The following is a 21,019-nucleotide window of genomic DNA, read 5'->3' on the forward strand; positions in this document are numbered from 1 at the left end:
ACCGGCGTTTTTGTGTCCGCAATAAACCCGCTGGCTTAGCGCCGACGGAACAGCGGCAGCGGTTCGTCACTGGCGGCCTGGTAGGTCACCGAGAAGTCCTTGAGACCTTCCAGTGCTTCGTACGGGTCTTTATCCGCGCGAATGGCAAAGGCGTCGAAGCCACAGCGGTGCATGTAGAACAGCTGGTCCCGCAGCACGTCGCCAATCGCGCGCAGCTCGCCTTTGAAACCATAACGGTCACGCAGCAGACGGGCATTGGAGTAACTGCGGCCATCGGTGAACGCCGGGAAATTCAGCGCGATTACCTGGAACTCACCGACGTCTTCACCGATTTCTTCGGCTTCCTCGTCAGCATCCAGCCACACGCCCAGACCGCCGTCGCGGGCCTTGAGCATGCGGCTGTGCTCGCGCCACAACTGCAGAGGAACGATCAGATCGTCGCAGTTGCTGATCTCATCGATGTTGAAATCCTTCGGCAACAGGTGCCAGGTTTCGTCGACGACTTCGTTGTTCTTAATGATTCGCTGCATAGACGCGTTCCTTGAAGAGGTCGATGCCAATACGCTGATAAGTGTCGATGAAGCGCTCGTCTTCGGTACGTTGTTCAACGTACACGTCGATCAGCTTCGAGATCACGTCAGGCATGGCTTCCTGTGCGAAGGACGGGCCGAGGATCTTGCCCAGGCTCGCATCACGGCTGGCGCTGCCGCCGAGGGAAACCTGGTAGAACTCTTCGCCTTTCTTGTCCACACCGAGGATGCCGATGTGGCCAACGTGGTGGTGACCGCAGGCGTTCATGCAGCCGGAGATGTTCAGGTCCAGTTCGCCAATGTCGAACAGGTAATCCAGGTCATCGAAACGGCGCTGGATCGATTCGGCAATCGGAATCGATTTGGCGTTGGCCAGCGAGCAGAAGTCACCACCGGGGCAGCAGATGATGTCAGTCAGCAGGCCGATGTTCGGCGTGGCGAAACCGCTTTCACGCAACTCACCCCACAGGGTGAACAACTGGCTCTGCTCGACATCGGCGAGAATGATGTTCTGCTCGTGGGAGGTGCGCAGTTGACCGAAGCTGTAGCGCTCGGCCAGATCGGCGACGGCGTCGAGCTGCTTGTCGGTAATGTCGCCCGGGGCAACGCCGGTCGGCTTCAACGACAGCGTCACAGCGACATAGCCCGGTTTTTTGTGCGCCAGGGTGTTGCGGCTGCGCCAGCGGGCGAAACCCGGATGCTCTTTGTCCAGATCGGCCAGTTGCGCGGTCTGGTTGTCGAGGGTCTTGTAGTCCGGATCGACGAAGTGCTTGGCGACGCGATGCAGTTCGGCCTCGGTCAGCGTGGTCTGGCCACCGCGCAGGTGCTCCATTTCCGCGTCGACTTTCTGCGCGAACACCTCAGGCGTGAGCGCCTTGACGAGGATCTTGATCCGCGCCTTGTATTTGTTGTCGCGACGGCCGTAGCGGTTGTACACCCGCAGGATGGCGTCGAGATAGCTCAGCAGGTCTTGCCACGGCAGGAATTCATTGATGAATGCGCCAACCACCGGCGTACGACCGAGGCCACCGCCGACCAGCACTCGGAAGCCCAGCTCGCCGGCAGCGTTATAGACAGGTTCCAGACCGATATCGTGGACTTCAATGGCTGCGCGGTCACTGGTCGAACCGTTGACGGCGATCTTGAATTTGCGCGGCAGGTAGGCGAATTCCGGGTGGAACGTGGTCCACTGACGGACGATTTCGCACCATGGACGCGGGTCGATCACTTCATCGGCGGCGACGCCGGCAAACTGGTCGGTGGTGACGTTGCGCAGGCAGTTGCCGCTGGTCTGGATGGCGTGCATCTGCACGGTCGCGAGTTCAGCAAGGATGTCCGGGATGTCTTCAACCGCCGGCCAGTTGAACTGCACGTTCTGCCGCGTACTGATGTGGGCATAGCCCTTGTCGTAGTCGCGGGCGATCTTCGCCATCATGCGCACCTGACGCGAAGTCAGCTGGCCGTAAGGCACGGCCACGCGCAACATCGGCGCGAAACGCTGGATATACAGGCCATTTTGCAGGCGCAGGGGGCGGAATTCTTCTTCGCTCAGCTCACCTGCCAGATAGCGTCGGGTCTGATCACGGAACTGCTTGACGCGGTCCTCGATGATCCGCTGATCGTACTCGTCGTATACGTACATATAAGTCCTGTTCTCAGGCTTGGGCTTCTCGGAAAACGCTGCGTTTTCGCTTGCTGGAGTCCGATGTTGCCTCTGCAATTCTGCGCGCACGGCCGCGCACTCCGTCACGGAGCCGGGGCAATATACCCGTTTGCAGTTATGCGCAAAAGTGATGTTTGAGTATATGTAAAGAACCAAATCGCCTAACGCGAATGCCGGTCATCTAATCCACATTTGTCGTGCGGACAATCATCGTCTTAACTGTGATCGAGTCTTTGTGCAATCACCGATAAAACCGACAAGAGGCGATGCAATGAGCAACCCGACCAAAGCCAGAAAAAGCGACAGCAGTGTCGACGCGTGGGCCATTTTGTTCCTGATCATTCTCGTAGTAGGAACAGCGGTCTTCTGGGTCAGTCACCAGTAACATCCGCGCTTCCGGGCCGTTCTCCCAAGGCCCGGATAACCTGTGGCAGATGCCTGTTCAGTGCCATCACACCCCGGCCAGATACAGCACCAGCTTGACGATGGCAAACAGCGTCAGGCCGAACACCGCCGTGAACAAAACTCCCAGAATCACAAAGTGACTGGGTTTGCCGTGGGTAAAATCCCTTTCCCGGTTCTTGCCGCTCTGCACCCCGAACGCCGCCGCCATGACGCTGTGCAGCATCTGCCAGAAACTCGGCGGTTTGTTGTCGATTGGATCGTCCATAAATCCCTCTGCGAAAAGTCATCCTCCTGAAGCATAGCCAATCCGCTGGGTCCGGGATGCCATCGAAGCAGCCCGGACAAGTTTGAGCGATACCCGGATAACGCAGAAGCGATAACGCGACATGGTTTGCTGACCGCTCCATGAAAAAGGAGTGACCATGAACGTTATCCCCCCCGAACCAGTGTCGACGCAGCCTGCGTCCACCGCTCAGCAGGCAGCCCCCAACCGGTCTGCAAAACTCATCGCAACACAAAGCCTGCACGGCGAGTTTCTCGAGACATCGATCCCGCAATGGTTGACCAGCGCTTTGCCGCATCGGCGCGAGGCGCTCAAGGCGGTTCCGACCGCGTTACCGTCCTGGTATCAGAATGCGACGCCGGCCCAGCGCAAAACCCTCGACGAGACTTTCAAGGCCAGCGTCATTGCCCAGAACAGTCTCGACAAAAGCATGGCGAAATTCGTGGATGTCGAAACATTCGCCAGGCCGTTATTGATCAAAGCCTTGAAGGACCAATACGCGCTGGAAATCGATGTAGACAAAACCCTGTTATGTCTGCGGCGCCCGGTCGAAATGGGTATTCAGAGAACCGTATTGGCCTCGTTCGAGGTTCTCAAGATCACGCTGCTGGAAGCCTCGCTGCACAACTTCGAAGCTGACGAATGTGAAGATACTTATCATTCGAGCTCCGGTTTTGTTGTGGCGACGCCTGCTGCGGACACATTCAAGCACGTCGACACAGGCCTCACGGTCAGCCAGTTTTTGCACCTTTGCCGCAATCTGGATATCGGCCAGCAATACCAGACATACCTGCAGGGATTTTTCCATCCGGGGGAAGCGGTGGCAGCGGCGGTGCTCAGCGAACGCTTCATCGCCAGCCAGAAGGCAGCGATGCGCGCTGCAGCCGAACAGGCGCTATTGCGCAATGACATCGAGGCGGCAGATCACGCGATGATCCTCTCGGTCATCGACGGCGAAATGCACCCGTGGATGGGGCGCAAGCAAGTCTGGTTCCAGGACCTCGGCCTGATGAAAAAAAGGCTGACCGGGTGCGTGGCTTTCGTCATCTGCGAAAAATATCGTTACACCGATGAACTGATCCTTTACATCCCCAACGACCCGGAACATCCGCTCAAGCGCTACACGTTCGAGCAAATGCGCGAAGAGCTCGAGCGCTTGCTCACCGCACGTGATGCGTCGCAACAGACCAGCGCAGAGCCCACCGCCTACCAGCGTTTTTTCAGTCAGTTCCTGCCCTATGATCAGCGCCCCTATTATTTCAGCCAGTTCAGGCAAAAGGCAGCCGACTCACCTGGCGATGCCTGGGACGTTCTGCGTTCCCCTTGGCTGGCCTTCGTACAGGGTTTTACCAGTGGTTCTACATTCACCACCATCGAACAGATTCCGCCCGAACGCACGGTCAAGTGGGAGCCGGCGGTTGATCCGTACATCGCGCCTTCGACAGTCGAACGCAAGGGCAGGGGGCTTTGGGCGCCCAACGAGGACTTGTGGCAATACCTTTATGCGCAGAATCGCGCCAAGGTGTTGGCCGACGCGCGAAGCCACGCGGTACCCACTGCCGATGTCGATGCGAACGCACGAGATGCCAAACTGGCCCATCTGATGCAGATCGGCATGCTGGGCTTGAATCTGGTGTCGATGTTCGTGCCTGTGCTGGGCGAAACAATGATGGTCGTGATGGCGGGACAACTGCTGTATGAAACCCTTGAAGGCGCTATCGAGTGGAGTGAAGGTGATCGCAGGGCCGCCAGGGATCACCTGGTCGACGTGGCCGAGAATCTCGCTCAGGTTGCCGTGATGGCGGGTGTTGGAGCAGGTGTAAGGAAGTTCTCGGCCGCCAGGGCTGTACCGGTCATCGAACAGTTGAGTCCGGTCACGTTACCCAATGGCGAAACCCGCCTGTGGAAACCTGATCTCAGCGGCTACGAGGCCGCTGTTGTCCTTGACGCACACCTGACCCCGAATCCTTCCGGGCAGTATGCGGTGGATGGCAAAACCTGGATCCGTCAGGACAACAAGGTGTATGAGCAGGTCTTCGACGACTCGATCAACCAGTGGCGCATCAAGCACCCGACCGATCCTGCAGCCTATCAACCTGTTCTGCAAAGTAATGGCCATGGAGCGTGGCGCCATACCCTGGAACGTCCTCTGGAATGGGATCGTCTGACGCTGTTGCGGCGCATGGGCCACATCTGCGAGTCGCTATCCGATACGGAGCTGCTCAACGCGATGGATATCAGCGGCGTCAGCGACGATATGTTGCGCAAGATGCACCTCGACCATGGAGTGCCGCCACCGGAGCTGATTCAGGCCATGCGCTTGTTGAAAACCGATGCACAAGCCGCGCAAGTCATTGAGCAACTGGAGGGTGGGGCGCCGGTCGATGACAAGTATCTGTATGCCCTGCCACTGGTCACTGACATGCCGCGCTGGCCGGCCAATCGCGTACTGGAAGTCTTTGAGGGGACGCAACTGACCGGCAGATCCGTCAAGTATGGCGGCGGATATCGGGTGCGGGGTGTCGGGGTCAAGGCGCCGATCCGGATTTCCCGGGCGGACGTCCTCAGCGGCAACCTGCCGCAGCTTGTTCTGGGCGGACTGGATGAATCGGAAATCGTCCACCTGCTCGGAGGTGAAGGTGCGCGGGTTCGAGAAGCGAGACCTGCAGAACTCGCCAAGCAAATTGCGGCCTATGCCCAAACCCGCCAATCGGCCATTTACGACAGTATTTATCAGGGCACCGAGCCTGTCGCCGATCAGGTCAGGCAATTGCAGAACGCCTGTCCGGGACTCAGTGAGTCAGCTGCACAGCAAGTGCTGGCGCAGGCGCGGCCGGATGAACTGCAACGGCTCGGCTCAACTCGTCCCATACCGCTGCGCATGCTGGAGGAAGCTCGCTGGTATGCGCGCCGCAGCCGGCAGGTGCGGGCATATGCGGGGCTGCGCAGCGAGAATATTGCCTCGGCGGACAGTCGATGCCTGGCGTTGCACACGCTTGAACGGTTGCCCGGCTGGCCGGACAACTTGCGCCTTGAAATACGCGAGGGCAGCGACAGCGGTCCGTTGCTTGAGAGCATTGGCAGCCAGACGGCCTTCGAGAGAAAGTACCTGATCAAAAGCGGCCAGCAATTTCAGGCATTCAACGACCGAGGCGAAACGCTCAACAGCCTGCCACGCCACGGCGACAACTTTTATGCCTCTCTCATGCACGCTCTGCCGGATCACGCGCGGCGCGCCCTGGGGGTGCCCGAGGTCAGTCAGTCGGCCGAACTGCAAAAGAAAATCATCGCCCACGCTGACCAGCACCACGGCATGGCGGCCGCATTGCTGGAACAGCCAGCGCAGTGGATGAGACCGCCGGTACGGGTAAACGAAGCGTTGATCGGCTATCCCGCCAGCGGAAGAGCGGGTTGGCTGGAGCGCAATCTGGTTGCCGACCTGCGCAACCTCTACCCGGGCCTCACCGATCAGCAGGCCAGTGGATTGATCCTTGAGCAGGTGCGTGCGGGCAGAAACAACCGGGAGATTTTTCGGTGGTTGCAATCGCGACGCGAAGAGTGGCAACAACTTGAGGCAACACTGGACGAGTGGGCGGGGACCAACGCGATGGCTCCCTGGGAACCTTCCGGTACTGTTCAGAATCTGCTGGTCGCGCAAGCGCTTAAAACCAGTTGGCGCAATGCCCTTTTGGTCGATGAAGTGCCCAATGCGGATCAACTGCGCCTGGTGACTTACGATGCTTTGCCCGCGCTGACAGCAGACTTTTCCCACGTGCGTAAATTGTCCCTTCGCGGAGATGGCATTACTGATGGCAATGCCGACGCTTTTCTTGCCCTGTTTCCCGGCCTGGAAAAACTCTCGCTGGGTGAGCGCGAGAGTTATTTTGATTTGGGTATGCACCAGCAGTCGCTGTCCTCTCTGCCCGCAAGCTTAGCCAGGATGCCTGCATTGAAAACGCTCAAGCTGAGGACCTCGGCCCCGGCAATGGCCACAGATTTCCCTCAGCGGGTGAAAATGTTGACCTCGCTCGAAGCCCTTGAACTCGATTTTCAAGGATTCATTGACGAGAACCCGCCGGCACTGGAACTGGCCGCGCTCAAACACCTGAAACGACTCAAGATCGAAGCACCCGGCATGACGCAATGGCCAGCATCGGTACAAGCGCTTCCCGAGCTGCAGAGGCTGGATCTGTTTCGGACGTCAATCGCTTCCATTCCTCCAGCGCTCTATACCGGCCATGAAAAACTGTGGGCGGGCCTGTCACTGAATTGGTCGAACTTCTCCCATGAGGCATTCAAACCTGCATTCGAGTACGTCAAAAATTATTCGGGGTCCATGGGGCATCTGATGGACCTGAACTTGATGGTCCGCCAGTACTGCCTCGGTGAACTGAAATTCCTGACGGGTGAAGGCCGCTTTCTCGATCCGTTGCCTGAGCACATCATGACTGTCTGGAATACCCCGGAAACCCGGTTGAAAGCGATCGAACTGCTGCGCCTGGAACACGCCGGGATCTTCCGCCGGTTTTATCAACCGACGACGTCCGATGGCCTGCGTGGCGCTGCACGCGAGCCGCGCTGGCAGTCGCCGCCGAACAGCGCGGTGGTGCGTGAGCTTGAGGAAAACTGGCGCGCGAGCGTACGCAAACGCTATCGCCTGCTCGACCTGGGGGACGATTCTCTGGTATTCGAGCTGTCTGACACAGACGGTTTGAACCATGGCGCGGCCATCAGCGAGCTTGTGCCATTGCCGGCCGGTACATTTTCCCATGTGCAGACCTTACGTCTGGATCGGTTGAACGTGCCGGCTGGACAGATTCAGGCTTTTCTGCAAGCGTTCAGCGGCGTGCAGACGCTGCAAATCACAGGCTGCGGATTGACCGAGTTGCCGGTGAAACCGGCGGATTTTGCGCAGCTGACGCGGCTGGACCTGTCCAGCAACCAGATCACCTCTACGGGGGAAATTCAAAGCCAGTTCGCCGAGCTCAAGGCGCTTGAGTTTCTGAACTTGCGGCGCAACCGTTTGACGGCGCTGGACGTGACGGCCATGCCGAAGCTTGAAGTGCTGGATTTGAGTGGCAATAGCCTTCAAACGTGGCCAGCGGGGGCGGAAAATCTGTCCGGGTTGAAGTGGCTGGATCTGCGAGACAACAGCCTCGATTCGCTGCCCGAGCGTGTTCTTGCCATCGACAGCGTATTGCTCAAGAGCCATCTGACCGGGAACCCGTTCAGCGCTGAGGCAGAGGCAGCTCTGACGACGGCGCGCGGGCGTATCGAGGCGAGCAACGGTTTGCCTCGAGGTGCATTGAAAAGCTATGAAAGTCAGCCGGCCGGCTACCTGGTCGCTGCGAACACCTCGGTGCCAGGCACCGCGTTTTCCCGGATCCACGAGTTTCTGTTACCGCTGCGTACTGCGTCATCTGCGGCTGAAGGTAGCGCAGGTCTGGTCAGGCGGTTGCGGGAATTGAATCCGGACCTTTCCCAGGAACAGGCCCAGCACTGTATTGCGCGGTTGGGCGGCGCAGGGTTGGATGAAGCGCAGATTGATGCCCGGATCAAGGACTGGCGAGAGAGTGACGAGGCGCTGACGCGTCAGTTGAACGGTTGGATCTTCAAGCCGGCGGCCGCGAGGGTTTCGACGCAAGACAGAGTCTTCACGGCGATGAGAATCCGTGATTGCTGGGTCGATGGACTGACCCGTCATACCGAAGAAGCGGGTCGCAAGCTCGACCTCAGCGGCTTGCACATTGTTGAGTTGCCGCCTCTGTCGAACGCGTTTACGCAAGTACGAACGCTCGACCTGACTTCGGTAGGGTTTTCCTTGCAGAGCCTGAATGATTTTTGCAGCGCTTTCCCTGAACTGACCACGCTGGTGCTTAACTCCAACAATCTGGAGGGGCTACCGGAGGCTGTCGGTACATTGCAGAGGCTGGAGCATCTGGAGCTACGCATTAACTATTTTGCTGAAGCGCCTGGCGTTTTGCAGCAAATGGGCAATCGCCTGCGTTCGCTGGATCTGAGTCATAACCAACTGAGCCAATTCAACGCCAGCGCACTCACCCGGATCGAGCGCCTGAATCTGTCTCTCAATTCGATAAGCCACTGGCCTGATGGGGTACAGGCACTGGAGCATTTGCAAACTCTCAATCTTCTTGGCAACCGTATTTCCGTGTTGCCCGACATGCTGCTGGATGGCAACCATGAGCGACTGGTGGCAGGCACCGACTTGCGCGGAAACCGACTGCCTCTCGAGAGTCTGGAACAGCTCAGGGACTACAGTGCGGCTAACGCGAACCGTGGCGTCATGGGGTATTCGTTTGCCTCTCTCGAGCGCGCAATTACCGAGTATGAAACGACGTCCGAAAGCGAGCCCGATACGCCTTTTGATTCCGACAGTAGCGATAGCGATGACAGTAATGCCGGCGGTGCCGGACGCGTGGACAGGCATGAAGCCGTGGAAGCAGACGAAATCATCGCCAATCCGCAGCAAGACGCAGATGAGCAGGCAATGAACACCTGGCTCAATTACACCCGGACCCAGACGCGCGAAACGCGGCAAGCGCTATGGCTGCAATTGGCGCGGGAACCCAACCATGAGGCGTTCTTTCACCTGCTGTCGATGTTGCGCGACACTGCCGATTTCAGCGTGTCGGGCGCTGATCTGACGCAACGGGTATGGCGGGTGATAGAAGCGGCAAGCGAAAACACGGAGTTGCGCGAGTTGCTCTTCTTCAACTCCGCGACTCACGGCACCTGCCCCGATGGCCGAATACTGTCGTTCAGTGAGCTGGAAACGCGGGTCTATGAATACACCGCATTGCGCGACATCCCACGCCATCTGCCTGATCAGCGCGGCATGGCGTTGGTCGAGCTGACGCGGCGCCTGTTCCGACTGGAAAGGGTCGACAGGCTGGCGGAAGCAGCTGGCAGGTTCCAGGACCGGGCCGAAATCCGTCTGCAGTACCGAATCGGCATGACGCGCGGCTGGCCCGACGGGTTAGAGCTGCCTGCGCAACCGGATCACATGTTGTACAGGACCCCGATCGAGGGACAACTGCTGAGCGAGGCACGCGCTTCTGTGCTGGCCGACGAAGCGTCAGACCTGTTCCTCGAGGATTTGATTGCCCGCGATTACTGGATTCGCTACATGCGCGACCGACACGCCGCCATCTTCGATGAGCTTGAACGCAGCGCCACACATCGTCAGGAAGAAGTCGAGGATGCGCATCCAGACAAGTGGAACGACGAGGACTCGCGAAGACTGTACGTGGAAGCGATGAGCCAGTTGGAGATCGAGCTGGCGCAGGCACGCACCGACAAACTCAAGGAGCTGTCTCGCCAGGAACTGGTAAACCTTGCGCGGGTCGCAGCAGGGGATTCGCAGACACGCCCGGCGTCACCGCAACCGGGGCCATCCTCGCGTCGGGACTGAGGAGCTGACCCGATCCGGGAATCGCAAACTCCCGGATCGGCTTTGCAACAAGCCTCAGCTGTCGTAACCCAGATTCGGCGCCAGCCAACGCTCGGTCACGCTCAGATCCTGTCCCTTGCGTGCGGTGTAGCTTTGCACCTGATCCTTGTCGATCTTGCCCACCGCAAAGTATTGCGCTTGCGGATGGGCGAAGTACCAGCCGCTGACCGCAGCGGCGGGGAACATTGCGTAGTGTTCGGTGAGGAACACGCCACTGCGCCCGGCGCGCATTTCCGCAGCCTCTGGATCGAGTAGGGTGAACAGTGCCGCTTTCTCGGTGTGATCCGGGCAGGCCGGGTAGCCGGGAGCGGGGCGGATGCCACGGTATTGCTCTTTGATCAGTGCATCGTTGTCGAGGGTTTCATCCTTGGCGTAACCCCAATGTTCTTTACGCACTTGCTGGTGCAGCCATTCGGCGCAGGCCTCGGCCAAGCGGTCGGCGAGGGCCTTGACCATGATCGAGTTGTAGTCGTCGCCAGCGTCCTGATAAGCCTTGGCCACTTCTTCGGCGCCGATACCGGCGGTGGTAATGAAGCCGCCGACGTAGTCGGTGACTTCGCTGTCTTTGGGCGCAACGAAGTCGGCGAGGCAGAAGTTCGGTTTGCCGTCGGTCTTGATGATCTGCTGGCGCAAGTGATGCAGCTTGGCCAATGGCTTGCCGTTATCGTCGTACAGCTCGATGTCGTCTTCGTTGACCTGATTGGCTGGCCAGAAACCGAACACCGCACGGGCGCTGATCAGCTTTTCGTCGACCAGTTTGGTGAGCATTTCCCGGGCGTCCTTGTACAGCGCAGTGGCGGCTTCACCGACCACTTCGTCTTCGAGGATGCGCGGGAACTTGCCGGCCAGGTCCCAGGAAATGAAGAAAGGCGTCCAGTCGATGTACTCGGCCAGCACGTTCAAATCGATATTGTCGAGCACCTTGCTGCCGGTGAAGGTCGGTACCACTGGCTGATAATTGGCCCAGTCGAATTGCGGCTTCTTGGCGATGGCGGCGGCATAGCTCAGGCGTTCGGTGCGTGCGCTGCGATTGGACGTACGCTCGCGCACGTCGATGTATTCCAGGCGGGTCTTCTCGACGAAACCGGCCTTGAGTTCCTTGGACAGCAACTGGGTTGCCACGCCGACGGCGCGCGAGGCGTCGGTCACGTAGACCACGGCATCGTTGCTGTACTTCGGCTCGATCTTCACCGCAGTGTGCGCCTTGGAGGTGGTCGCGCCACCGATCATCAGCGGCAGATGGAAATCCTGACGCTGCATTTCGCGGGCAACGTGAACCATCTCGTCCAGCGACGGGGTGATCAGGCCGGAAAGGCCGATGATGTCGCACTTTTCTTCTTTGGCGACCTGCAGAATCTTCTCGGCCGGGACCATCACGCCGAGGTCGACGATGTCATAGCCGTTGCAACCGAGCACCACGCCGACAATGTTCTTGCCGATGTCGTGCACGTCGCCCTTGACTGTGGCCATGAGGATCTTGCCCTTGGCTTCCGGCTTGTCGCCTTTCTCCAGTTCGATGAACGGGATCAAGTGCGCCACGGCCTGCTTCATCACGCGCGCGGATTTCACCACTTGCGGGAGGAACATTTTGCCGGCGCCGAACAGGTCGCCGACGATGTTCATGCCGGACATCAACGGGCCTTCGATCACTTCGATCGGCCGCGCAAACGACTGGCGGGATTCTTCGGTGTCTTCAACGATGTGCGTGGTGATGCCCTTGACCAGCGCGTGCTCCAGACGTTTGTTGACGTCCCAGTTGCGCCATTCTTCGGTCTCGGCTTCCTTGACGCTGCCGTCGCCCTTGTACTTGTCAGCGATGGCGAGGAGGGCGTCGGTGCCGTCCGGGGTGCGATTGAGGATCACGTCTTCGACCGCGTCGCGCAGCTCCACCGGGATCTGATCGTAGATCTCCAGTTGACCGGCGTTGACGATGCCCATGGTCAGCCCGGCGCGGATCGCGTAGAGCAGGAACACCGAGTGAATCGCCTCACGCACCGGGTTGTTGCCACGGAACGAGAACGACACGTTGGACACGCCGCCGGAGCTCAACGCATACGGCAGCTCGTCGCGGATGTAGGCGCAGGCATTGATGAAGTCGACGGCGTAGTTGTTGTGCTCTTCGATGCCTGTAGCGACGGCGAAGATGTTCGGGTCGAAGATGATGTCTTCCGGCGGGAAGCCGACTTCGTTGACCAGAATGTCGTAGGAGCGTTTGCAGATCTCTTTCTTGCGCGCTTCGGTGTCGGCCTGGCCGGCTTCGTCGAAGGCCATCACCACCACCGCAGCGCCGTAGCGCTTGCACAGCTTGGCGTGGTGGATGAACTGCTCGACGCCTTCTTTCATGCTGATCGAGTTGACGATGCCCTTGCCCTGGATGCACTTGAGGCCGGCTTCGATGACTTCCCATTTCGACGAGTCGATCATGATCGGCACGCGCGAGATATCCGGTTCGCCGGCGATCAGATTGAGGAAGGTCACCATGGCCTTCTTCGAATCGAGCATGCCCTCGTCCATGTTGATGTCGATGATCTGCGCGCCGGCCTCGACCTGCTGCAGCGCGACTTCGAGGGCTTCGGTGTAGTTGTCTTCACGGATCAGGCGGGCGAATTTTGCCGAGCCGGTGATGTTGGTGCGCTCGCCGACGTTGACGAACAGCGAGCTGCGATCAATGGTGAACGGCTCCAGACCCGAAAGGCGGCAGGCCTTGGGGATGTCCGGAATCTGCCGCGGCGCATAACCGGCCACAGCTTTGGCAATCGCTTCGATGTGCCCCGGGGTGGTGCCGCAGCAGCCGCCGACGATGTTGAGGAAACCGCTCTGGGCGAACTCTTCGATGACTTTCGCGGTTTGCGAGGGCAGTTCGTCGTACTCGCCGAATTCATTCGGCAGGCCGGCGTTCGGGTGCGCGGATACGTGGGTGCTGGCCTTGTTCGACAGCTCTTCCAGGTACGGACGCAGTTCGCTGGCGCCGAGGGCGCAGTTCAAACCCACGGAGATCGGCTTGGCGTGCGCTACCGAGTTCCAGAACGCTTCGGTAGTCTGCCCCGACAGGGTTCGGCCGGAGGCGTCGGTGATGGTCCCGGAAATCATGATCGGCAATTCGACGTGCAGCTCTTCGAACACACCTTGTACGGCGAAGATCGCCGCTTTGGCGTTGAGGGTGTCGAAAATGGTTTCGATCAGGATCAGGTCGGCGCCGCCCTCGATCAGGCCTTTGGTGGCTTCGGTGTAGTTTTCCACCAGCTCATCGAAGGTGACGTTGCGGTAGCCGGGGTTGTTGACGTCGGGCGACAGTGAGCAGGTGCGGCTGGTCGGGCCGAGCACGCCGGCCACGAAGCGCGGTTTGGCCGGGTTTTCGGCGGTCTTGGCGTCGGCAATCTTGCGCGCCAGACGTGCGCCTTCTACGTTTAACTCGTACGCCAGCTCTTCCATACCGTAATCGGCCATGGAAATGCGCGTGGCGTTGAAGGTGTTGGTTTCGAGAATGTCGGCGCCGGCGTCCAGATAGGCTTTTTCGATACCGCCGATCACGTCCGGACGGGTGATCACCAGCAGGTCGTTGTTGCCCTTGACGTCGCTCGGCCAGTCCGCGAAGCGCTTGCCGCGATAATCCTGTTCTTCGAGCTTGTAGCTCTGGATCATCGTGCCCATCCCGCCGTCGAGAATCAGGATGCGCTCTTTGAGGGCTTGCTTGAGAGCTTGAAGGCGGACGCTGCGATCGGACATGTGGACTACTCGGAAAGACCATTACGAAGGAGCGCGATCATAGCAAACCTGTGCGCTTTTGGAGCATGTGCAGCTTTTGCATGAATATCGCTCATGTTGGTACGAGCGTCATAACGGTAGAATCGCAGCCTTTTTTTATCATCGAGATCAGCAGCATGCCGCACCGCTTCATCAGTTTATGGTTGCTGGTCCTGAGCGGGAGCGTTGCGGCGCAAGATCCCGCCATTTCTTCTTCCATCTCCTACAGCCGAGACATCCAACCGATCTTCACCGAAAAGTGCGTAGCCTGCCATGCCTGCTATGACTCGGCCTGTCAGCTCAATCTCGGCAGTGGCGAAGGCGCCGCCCGTGGCGCGAGCAAGATGCCGGTATATGACGGCGAACGTACCCAGGCTGCACCGACCACGCGATTGTTTTACGACGCCTTCGGCAAGCGCGCCTGGCAGCAGAAAGACTTCTATTCGGTACTCGACGCCCAGGGCAGTCAGGCCGCGCTGATGGCGCGGATGCTTGAACTCGGCCACAAGACGCCGCTGACGCCGAACGCCAAGCTGCCAGAAGAGATTGTTCTTGGGCTCAATCGCAACAATCTATGCGCAATGCCTGCGGAGTTCGACGGATATGCCGGCGCGCACCCGAAAGAGGGTATGCCGCTGGCCGTCACCGGTCTGACCGACCAGCAATACCAGACCTTGCAGCGCTGGCTGGCGTCTGGCGCGCCGATTGATGAGCAGAGCCTGGCGCCGACTGCCAAAGAGGCCATGCAGATCCAGCAGTGGGAGAACCTGCTCAATGCTCCCGGTGCTCGGCAAAGTCTGGTCGGGCGCTGGCTGTTCGAGCACTGGTATCTGGCGCACATCTATTTCAAGGACGGCGAGCCGGGGCATTATTTCCAGTGGGTACGTTCGCGTACGCCGAGCGGCCAGCCGATCGACCTGATCGCCACGCGCCGCCCCAACGACGACCCGGGCACGCAGGTGTATTACCGCTTGTGGCCGGTGCAAGGGGTGATCGTGCACAAGACGCACATCACTTATCCGCTGAGCGCGGCGAAAATGGCCCGGATCAAAAGCCTGTTCTACAGCGGCAACTGGCAGGTCAATGCGCTGCCGGGTTACGGCCCGCAGAGCCGTGCTAATCCGTTTGCCACTTTCGAGGCAATTCCGGCGCAGGCGCGCTATCAGTTCATGCTCGATAACGCTGAATACTTCGTCCGCACCTTCATTCGCGGGCCGGTGTGCCGTGGGCAGATCGCGACCGACGTGATCCGCGACAACTTCTGGGCGCTGTTCCAGGCGCCGGAACATGATCTCTATATCACCGACCCGAACTACCGCGGCCAGGCCACGCCGCTGCTGGCGATGCCGGGGCAGAACGACGATGTCGGCAGCGTGCTGAGTCTGTGGCGCAACTATCGCGACAAGCGCAACGAATACGAGGCACTGCGCCGTGACAGCTATGCCGATCTGCCGGCGCCGAGCTGGTCGACGCTGTGGGCCGGCAACGACAACGCCTTGCTGAGCATTTTCCGCCACTTCGACAGTGCTTCGGTGACCAAGGGGCTTATCGGTGAGGTGCCGCAAACCATGTGGCTGTTCGACTATCCACTGCTCGAGCGCACCTACTATCAGCTCGCGGTCAACTTCGATGTGTTCGGCAACGTCTCCCATCAGGCGCAGACCCGTCTGTATTTCGACCTGATCCGTAACGGCGCCGAGCAGAACTTCCTGCGCCTGATGCCCGCCGACTCACGTGAGGATTACCTCAACGATTGGTACCAGGACGGCGGCCAATTCAAGATGTGGCTCGATTACGAGGCCATCGATGACGACAAAACGACCGCGCTGAAACTCGACGAAAAAGACCCGAAACACGATTTCGCCATGCAGTTGCTGGCGCGCTACGGCGATCTGAATGCACGGCCGGACCCGATCAATCGCTGCGACGGCGCTTATTGCTCGCGACCGAATATCGATCCGGCGTTGCAGAACGCCGAGCAGGCCCTGAGCCGTCTGGCCTCGCGACCGGCCGCAGGGTTGAAAGTCATCGACCAGTTGCCCGAAGCGACCTTGCTGCGCGTTGAAACCGCCAGTGGCAAGCGCGAGGTCTACAGCGTGCTGCGCAACCGCGCCCACAGCAACGTGGCGTTTTTGCTCGGTGAGTCGCTGCGCTATCAGCCAGGGCTCGACACCCTGACGATCTATCCGGGCGTGCTCAGCAGTTACCCGAACTTCATGTTCAACGTACCGGCCGAGCAGGTGCCGGCGTTTGTCGATGCCATGGAAAACGCCAGGGATGCCAGTCGGTTCGAAAAGATCGTCGAACGCTGGGGCATTCGGCGCAGTCATCCGCAGTTCTGGCTGTATTTCTACGATCTGAGCCAATACATCCACGAAACCGACCCGGTGGAAGAGGGCGTGCTGGATATGAATCGGTACGAGAACCTTTGATGATTCGCAGGCGTGTTACGAGATTCTTTCCCGACAAAAATACTAGGACTTTGTCAGCCGCGCCGATTGGCGTAAACTGCGCCCACGCCTGCGAGGAGTTTTTATGACCGCTATTACCATTACTGACGCCGCCCATGATTACCTGGCCGATCTGCTCTCCAAGCAGAACACCCCGGGCATCGGCATCCGCGTTTTCATTACCCAGCCTGGTACCCAGTACGCCGAAACCTGCATTGCCTACTGCAAGCCGGGCGAAGAGAAACCTGAAGATACCGCGCTGGGGCTGAAAAGCTTCACCGCCTACATCGATTCGTTCAGCGAAGCGTTTCTCGATGACGCGGTCGTTGATTACGCCACCGACCGCATGGGCGGCCAGCTGACCATCAAGGCGCCAAATGCCAAAGTGCCGATGGTCAATGCCGACAGCCCGGTCAACGAGCGCATCAACTACTACCTGCAAACCGAGATCAACCCGGGGCTGGCCAGCCACGGCGGTCAGGTCAGCCTGATCGATGTGGTCGAGGACGGCATCGCCGTATTGCAGTTCGGTGGCGGTTGCCAGGGCTGCGGCCAGGCCGACGTAACCTTGAAGGAAGGCATCGAGCGCACCCTGCTCGAGCGCATTCCGGAGCTCAAGGGCGTTCGCGACGTGACCGACCACACGCAGAAAGAAAACGCCTACTACTAAGGCGTTCGCTGCGAACATGAAAAACGGCGCCCCGTGAGCGCCGTTTTTTTATGGGCAACTTTTGCCGCCCCATTCGCGAGCAGGCTCGCTGCCACATTGAAATGCAATGACCTGTGGGAGCGAGCCTGCTCGCGAAGGCGTCTTCAAGGCCGATAAAGATGCGCATGCCCGGCGCGATACAACGATGATTCGCTGAACACCTCGCTGCCCAGCACCCGTCCGACCAGAATCAGCGCCGTACGCCGAAAGCCTTTGGCCTCGACCTTGTCGGCAATGTCCGCCAATGTACCTACCACCCAGTCCTGATCCGGCCATGTCGCGCGGTGAATAACGGCAATCGGGCAGTCCGCGCCGTAATGCGGCAGCAGTTCGACCAGTATCTTTTCCAGATGATTGACCCCCAGATGAATGGCCATGGTCGCGCCGTGCTGCGCCAGGCTCGCCAGTTCTTCGCCGGCGGGCATCGCGGTCTTGTCGGCGTAACGGGTCAGGATCACGCTTTGCGAAATGTCCGGCAGGGTCAACTCGGCGCCCAGCAGTGCTGCGCATGCCGCTGTGGCGGTCACGCCAGGGATGATCTCGAAAGGAATGCTCAGCTCACGCAAGTAGCGAATCTGCTCACCAATCGCGCCGTACAGACCTGGATCCCCGGAATGCACACGGGCCACATCCTGGCCTTGGGCATGGGCAGTCTTGATCTGATCGATGATCTGTTCCAAGTGCAGTTCAGCGCTATTGACCACGATTTCGGCCTGATGACCTTCCAGCACCGCGGCGGGTACCAGCGAACCGGCGTAGATAATCACCGGGCAGCTGCGAATCAGCCGTTGGCCTTTGACGGTGATGAGTTCCGGGTCGCCGGGGCCGGCGCCGATGAAGTAGACAGTCATCGTTGAATCCTTGTGAAGAGGCGCAGGCACACTGCAGATGAAGCGTGCTCATGATCAATGGCGGGGATTATCGGGATTTTATGCAGCGCCGGCCAATGCCAGTGTGGCCTGCGCATATTTCTGCCGGTGGATCAGCAGTTTCGCCGGCGCCTGAATCAGTTGCTCGGCGAGCGCCAGCGCGGCGCTTTCCGCCACGCCGTAGCAGCCGGTGCGCTCAAAGGCGATCTGCGATTGATGGCTGAGGCGCTGCTGATAGGGCGCCAGTTCGGCACTGTTGAAATACTGCAGCGGCAGGTTCAATTGTGTGGCCAGTTCCAGCAACCCCGGTTCGTCGCGCTTGAGGTCGATACTCGCCAAAGCCTTGACCGCTCGCAGCTCGATGCGGTGCGCCTGCAACGCTTGATCGAGTAACGCACGCAACGTACTGGCCGGGCAGCCCCGCTGGCAGCCGAGGCCGACCACGAGGGTCGGCGCTGCGCGGTCATCGGTCATGCCTGATATGGGCCTGCGCTTTTGCGGCGGAACAACCATGCACTGATCAGGCCCAAGGCCAGCCAGAACGCGACGTTGGTCAGCTGCGAAGCGATTTTGAACTGGGTTTCCAGTGCCTCTGGAGCGAGCATCGAATGCACCTGCGGTTGCGGCGCGCCGATCACATGCGGCACGGCGAGAATCGCCACACCGAGAAGCTTCATCAGCCAGTGACGACTGAAGGCAATCAGTGCCAGACCGACCGCGGTCGAAGCGGCGGTGCCGATCCACCAGATCTGCCGCGATGCCAGATCGGCAGCCGCAGTGCCCGGCAATTCAGGTGGCAGGCCCAAGGTCGGCGCGAGAACGAACGTGGCGTAACCGGCCAGACCCCAGAGCAGCCCTTGCGAGGTCTTGGTCGGCGCGCGCAAGGTGTACAGGCCGGCGAGCATCAAGGCGAAACCCACTGCCACCACCAGATTACCGCCAGTGGTCGAGACCACGCGCTGCCAGCCGTCTTCCGGCTCCCAGGCTTCGCCATCATGGCTGTGGGCGGCGGTGCCGGCGGCGTGTTCGTGGACTTGCGCGACCGGTTCGGATTTCTCGAAGGATTCGGCCTGCAGAATCAACGGTGATACCCAGAAACTCTGCAGCAGGGTCAGCAGCAGGGCGGCCAGCAAGCCGGTGAAGCCTGCGGTTTGCGCGATACGCTTGATCATTTCGGCAGGCCTCAGTGGCACGGGAACGCGGCGCTGTGGCGGGTATCGTGGGCGGCGTTGTGCACCGCTTCGATGTGCGAGAAACCGGCGAACCAGACCAGGCTGGCACCGAGGATCGAGGCGAAGAGGGCGGCGGCGACGCGTTGGCCGAGTGTGGTGCTGCTGGAGATGTGGTCAGTGTGGCTGACGGTGTTACTGATGATCGACATAGCGCTTCCCTCTGAAATGTCAGCGGGTAAACAGAGCGCATGAAAATCCCTGCGGGCCGGGCACGCAGGGATTTCGAACAGCGCCCGCCCACCGCGGGTTTGTTTGTGTTCAGCGGCGCTTGCGCGTGCTGGGTGTTGCGGGCCGGTCTCCGGGCTCGCGAGGGGTTGGCTGGTCGCCGACCTGCAAGCATCACCTTCCCATGCCGGGGCACAGTGGATCTGACGCTTCGCTCGCTTACCGTTGCGGGGGCAGCACCGGACTGACATGGCTTTGAGTAAAGCACATGATTCACCGGTTTCCCGTTTCACCCTGTGAGGGGCACCCGTAACAAGGTGTGCAGGAGAACATGGGTTTGGGTTTTTAGTCAATTTCCGGGAGTTTTCGGTACTGCAGTGGGGGTATTTTTCTGATGTTTTTGTGTGTATATCCGTTGCTGCGGGTGTTGCTGATTACGGTTTCGCCCTTACGGCGAGGCACTTTTTCCAAACGCCGAAAAAGTACCCAAAAAGGCTTGCTCCTACGTTCGGCCCTCGCAGGCTCGGGTTCCTTCGCTCCGGGACTGATCCGGGCGCAGCGGCTCCGGTTTGCTTCGCTGCACCTACACTCGCTGTGTACGACTGCGTCGTACGGTCGCTGCGCTCCCACGCCCGGATCAATCCCTCCACTCAGCCTTCCGACGTCGCCGGTGGATCAAGATCAAGAGCACTCGAGCTTGCGCTCATTGTTGAGTGGGGCGGCTGCGCTGCTTTACTTTTGCTTTTGTGGGAGCGAGCCTGCTCGCGAAGGCGGCCTGACAGCCGACCTGTTCTTGAGCTGGTGCGCGATCCAACTGTAGGAGCTGCCGAAGGCTGCGATCTTTTGCTTTTGCCTTTGCCTTTGCTTTTGCTCTGGCTTTTGATCTTTTGCCCCTTCGGCAGGCTTCGTTACGGGATCGATCCGGGGGTGGGAGCGCAGCGACCGTACGACGCAGTCGTACACAGCGGAAGGAGGTGCAGCGAAGCAAACCGTAGCCGCTGCGCCCGGATCGGTCCCGTAACGAAGGTACCCCGAGCCCCAGCGAGCGGGCCGTACGCCGGGGCAAAGCCTTTTGGTTCCTTTTTGGCGTTTGAAAAAGGGACTCGCTGTAAGAGCGAAACCATAAGAAGCCGTTACCGCAGCAACGGATATACCCCCAGTTTCAGACTCACCGACCATTGACCCACGACGGACCCATGCGTAGCCTTGCGCTTTCGAGGTTCTTCGGCACTCGCCGAAGCTAAGAAGGGAACGCGGTCAAAGCCGCGGCTGCCCCCGCAACTGTGAACGGTGATGTTCGTTGCCACGCCACTGCCAGCTCAACCGATGAGCCAGCGGGAAGGCGCAATGGACGCCAGGCCCAGCGCCTGAACGCCGTCAGCCAGGAGACCTGCCTCGTCACAGATTCTCACTACAACCGGGCGGGGTGATCCGGTGGCGAATGCTTCCGGCGTGCACGCGCGCTGCCGGTTCTCGTCCCGTATGCCCGCCGCTTGCC

The 21,019-nt window shown here is 59.8% G+C and carries 11 protein-coding genes and 2 riboswitches; of the genes, 3 read left to right on the plus strand and 8 right to left on the minus strand.

Features of this window, described 5'->3' with window-relative positions; all coding sequences use genetic code 11:
* Positions 1-35: 35 nt before the first annotated feature.
* From PSH90_RS11795 to PSH90_RS11805, 3 genes are all read right to left on the minus strand, one after another.
* Complete coding sequence (locus tag PSH90_RS11795) at positions 36-530, minus strand: DUF934 domain-containing protein (RefSeq protein ID WP_041478697.1); 495 nt, start codon at positions 528-530, stop codon at positions 36-38.
* Positions 514-2,172, minus strand: coding sequence for a nitrite/sulfite reductase (locus tag PSH90_RS11800; protein ID WP_056785207.1), 1,659 nt, complete (start codon positions 2,170-2,172; stop codon positions 514-516). Before PSH90_RS11800 ends, PSH90_RS11795 begins: the two co-directional genes overlap by 17 nt.
* Positions 2,173-2,644: 472 nt before the next feature.
* Complete coding sequence (locus PSH90_RS11805) at positions 2,645-2,863, minus strand: DUF2970 domain-containing protein (protein ID WP_041478699.1); 219 nt, start codon at positions 2,861-2,863, stop codon at positions 2,645-2,647.
* 448 nt (positions 2,864-3,311) lie between these two features.
* Here PSH90_RS11805 and PSH90_RS11810 point away from each other — a divergent pair, with 448 nt between their 5' ends.
* Complete coding sequence (locus PSH90_RS11810) at positions 3,312-10,313, plus strand: dermonecrotic toxin domain-containing protein (RefSeq protein ID WP_305382851.1); 7,002 nt, start codon at positions 3,312-3,314, stop codon at positions 10,311-10,313.
* A 54-nt stretch (positions 10,314-10,367) separates the two neighbouring features.
* On the opposite strand, the gene metH is transcribed toward PSH90_RS11810, so the two are convergent.
* Positions 10,368-14,078 (minus strand): methionine synthase, encoded by a 3,711-nt coding sequence (metH, locus tag PSH90_RS11815; protein ID WP_305382852.1) that lies wholly within the window; start codon positions 14,076-14,078, stop codon positions 10,368-10,370.
* Positions 14,079-14,233: 155 nt separating this feature from the next.
* Here metH and PSH90_RS11820 point away from each other — a divergent pair, with 155 nt between their 5' ends.
* Both PSH90_RS11820 and nfuA read left to right on the plus strand, forming a co-directional pair.
* Positions 14,234-16,528: a fatty acid cis/trans isomerase gene (locus PSH90_RS11820; RefSeq protein ID WP_305382853.1), complete on the plus strand. Its 2,295-nt coding sequence runs from the start codon at positions 14,234-14,236 to the stop codon at positions 16,526-16,528.
* Positions 16,529-16,631: 103 nt separating this feature from the next.
* Positions 16,632-17,216: a Fe-S biogenesis protein NfuA gene (gene nfuA / locus PSH90_RS11825; protein WP_003225494.1), complete on the plus strand. Its 585-nt coding sequence runs from the start codon at positions 16,632-16,634 to the stop codon at positions 17,214-17,216.
* Positions 17,217-17,359: 143 nt separating this feature from the next.
* Here the strand turns inward: nfuA and cobM are convergent, their stop codons facing one another.
* From cobM to PSH90_RS11845, 4 genes are all read right to left on the minus strand, one after another.
* Positions 17,360-18,106, minus strand: a complete 747-nt coding sequence (gene cobM / locus PSH90_RS11830; protein WP_305382854.1) for a precorrin-4 C(11)-methyltransferase — start codon at positions 18,104-18,106, stop codon at positions 17,360-17,362.
* A gap of 78 nt (positions 18,107-18,184) precedes the next feature.
* On the minus strand, positions 18,185-18,598 hold the full coding sequence (locus PSH90_RS11835) for a cobalamin biosynthesis protein (RefSeq protein ID WP_122507089.1): 414 nt from the start codon (positions 18,596-18,598) through the stop codon (positions 18,185-18,187).
* Entirely contained in the window at positions 18,595-19,296 is a 702-nt protein-coding gene (locus PSH90_RS11840) for a CbtA family protein (protein ID WP_122751413.1), read from the minus strand. The genes PSH90_RS11835 and PSH90_RS11840 overlap by 4 nt, the downstream gene beginning before the upstream one ends.
* A gap of 11 nt (positions 19,297-19,307) precedes the next feature.
* Positions 19,308-19,505, minus strand: coding sequence for a CbtB domain-containing protein (locus PSH90_RS11845; RefSeq protein ID WP_016774486.1), 198 nt, complete (start codon positions 19,503-19,505; stop codon positions 19,308-19,310).
* A 122-nt stretch (positions 19,506-19,627) separates the two neighbouring features.
* Positions 19,628-19,847: riboswitch (cobalamin riboswitch) on the minus strand.
* 874 nt (positions 19,848-20,721) lie between these two features.
* Positions 20,722-20,934: riboswitch (cobalamin riboswitch) on the plus strand.
* The last annotated feature ends 85 nt before the right edge of the window (positions 20,935-21,019 follow it).

It is taken from the genome of Pseudomonas sp. FP1762 (genome assembly GCF_030687105.1).
GTDB classification, from domain to species: domain Bacteria; phylum Pseudomonadota; class Gammaproteobacteria; order Pseudomonadales; family Pseudomonadaceae; genus Aquipseudomonas; species Aquipseudomonas siliginis.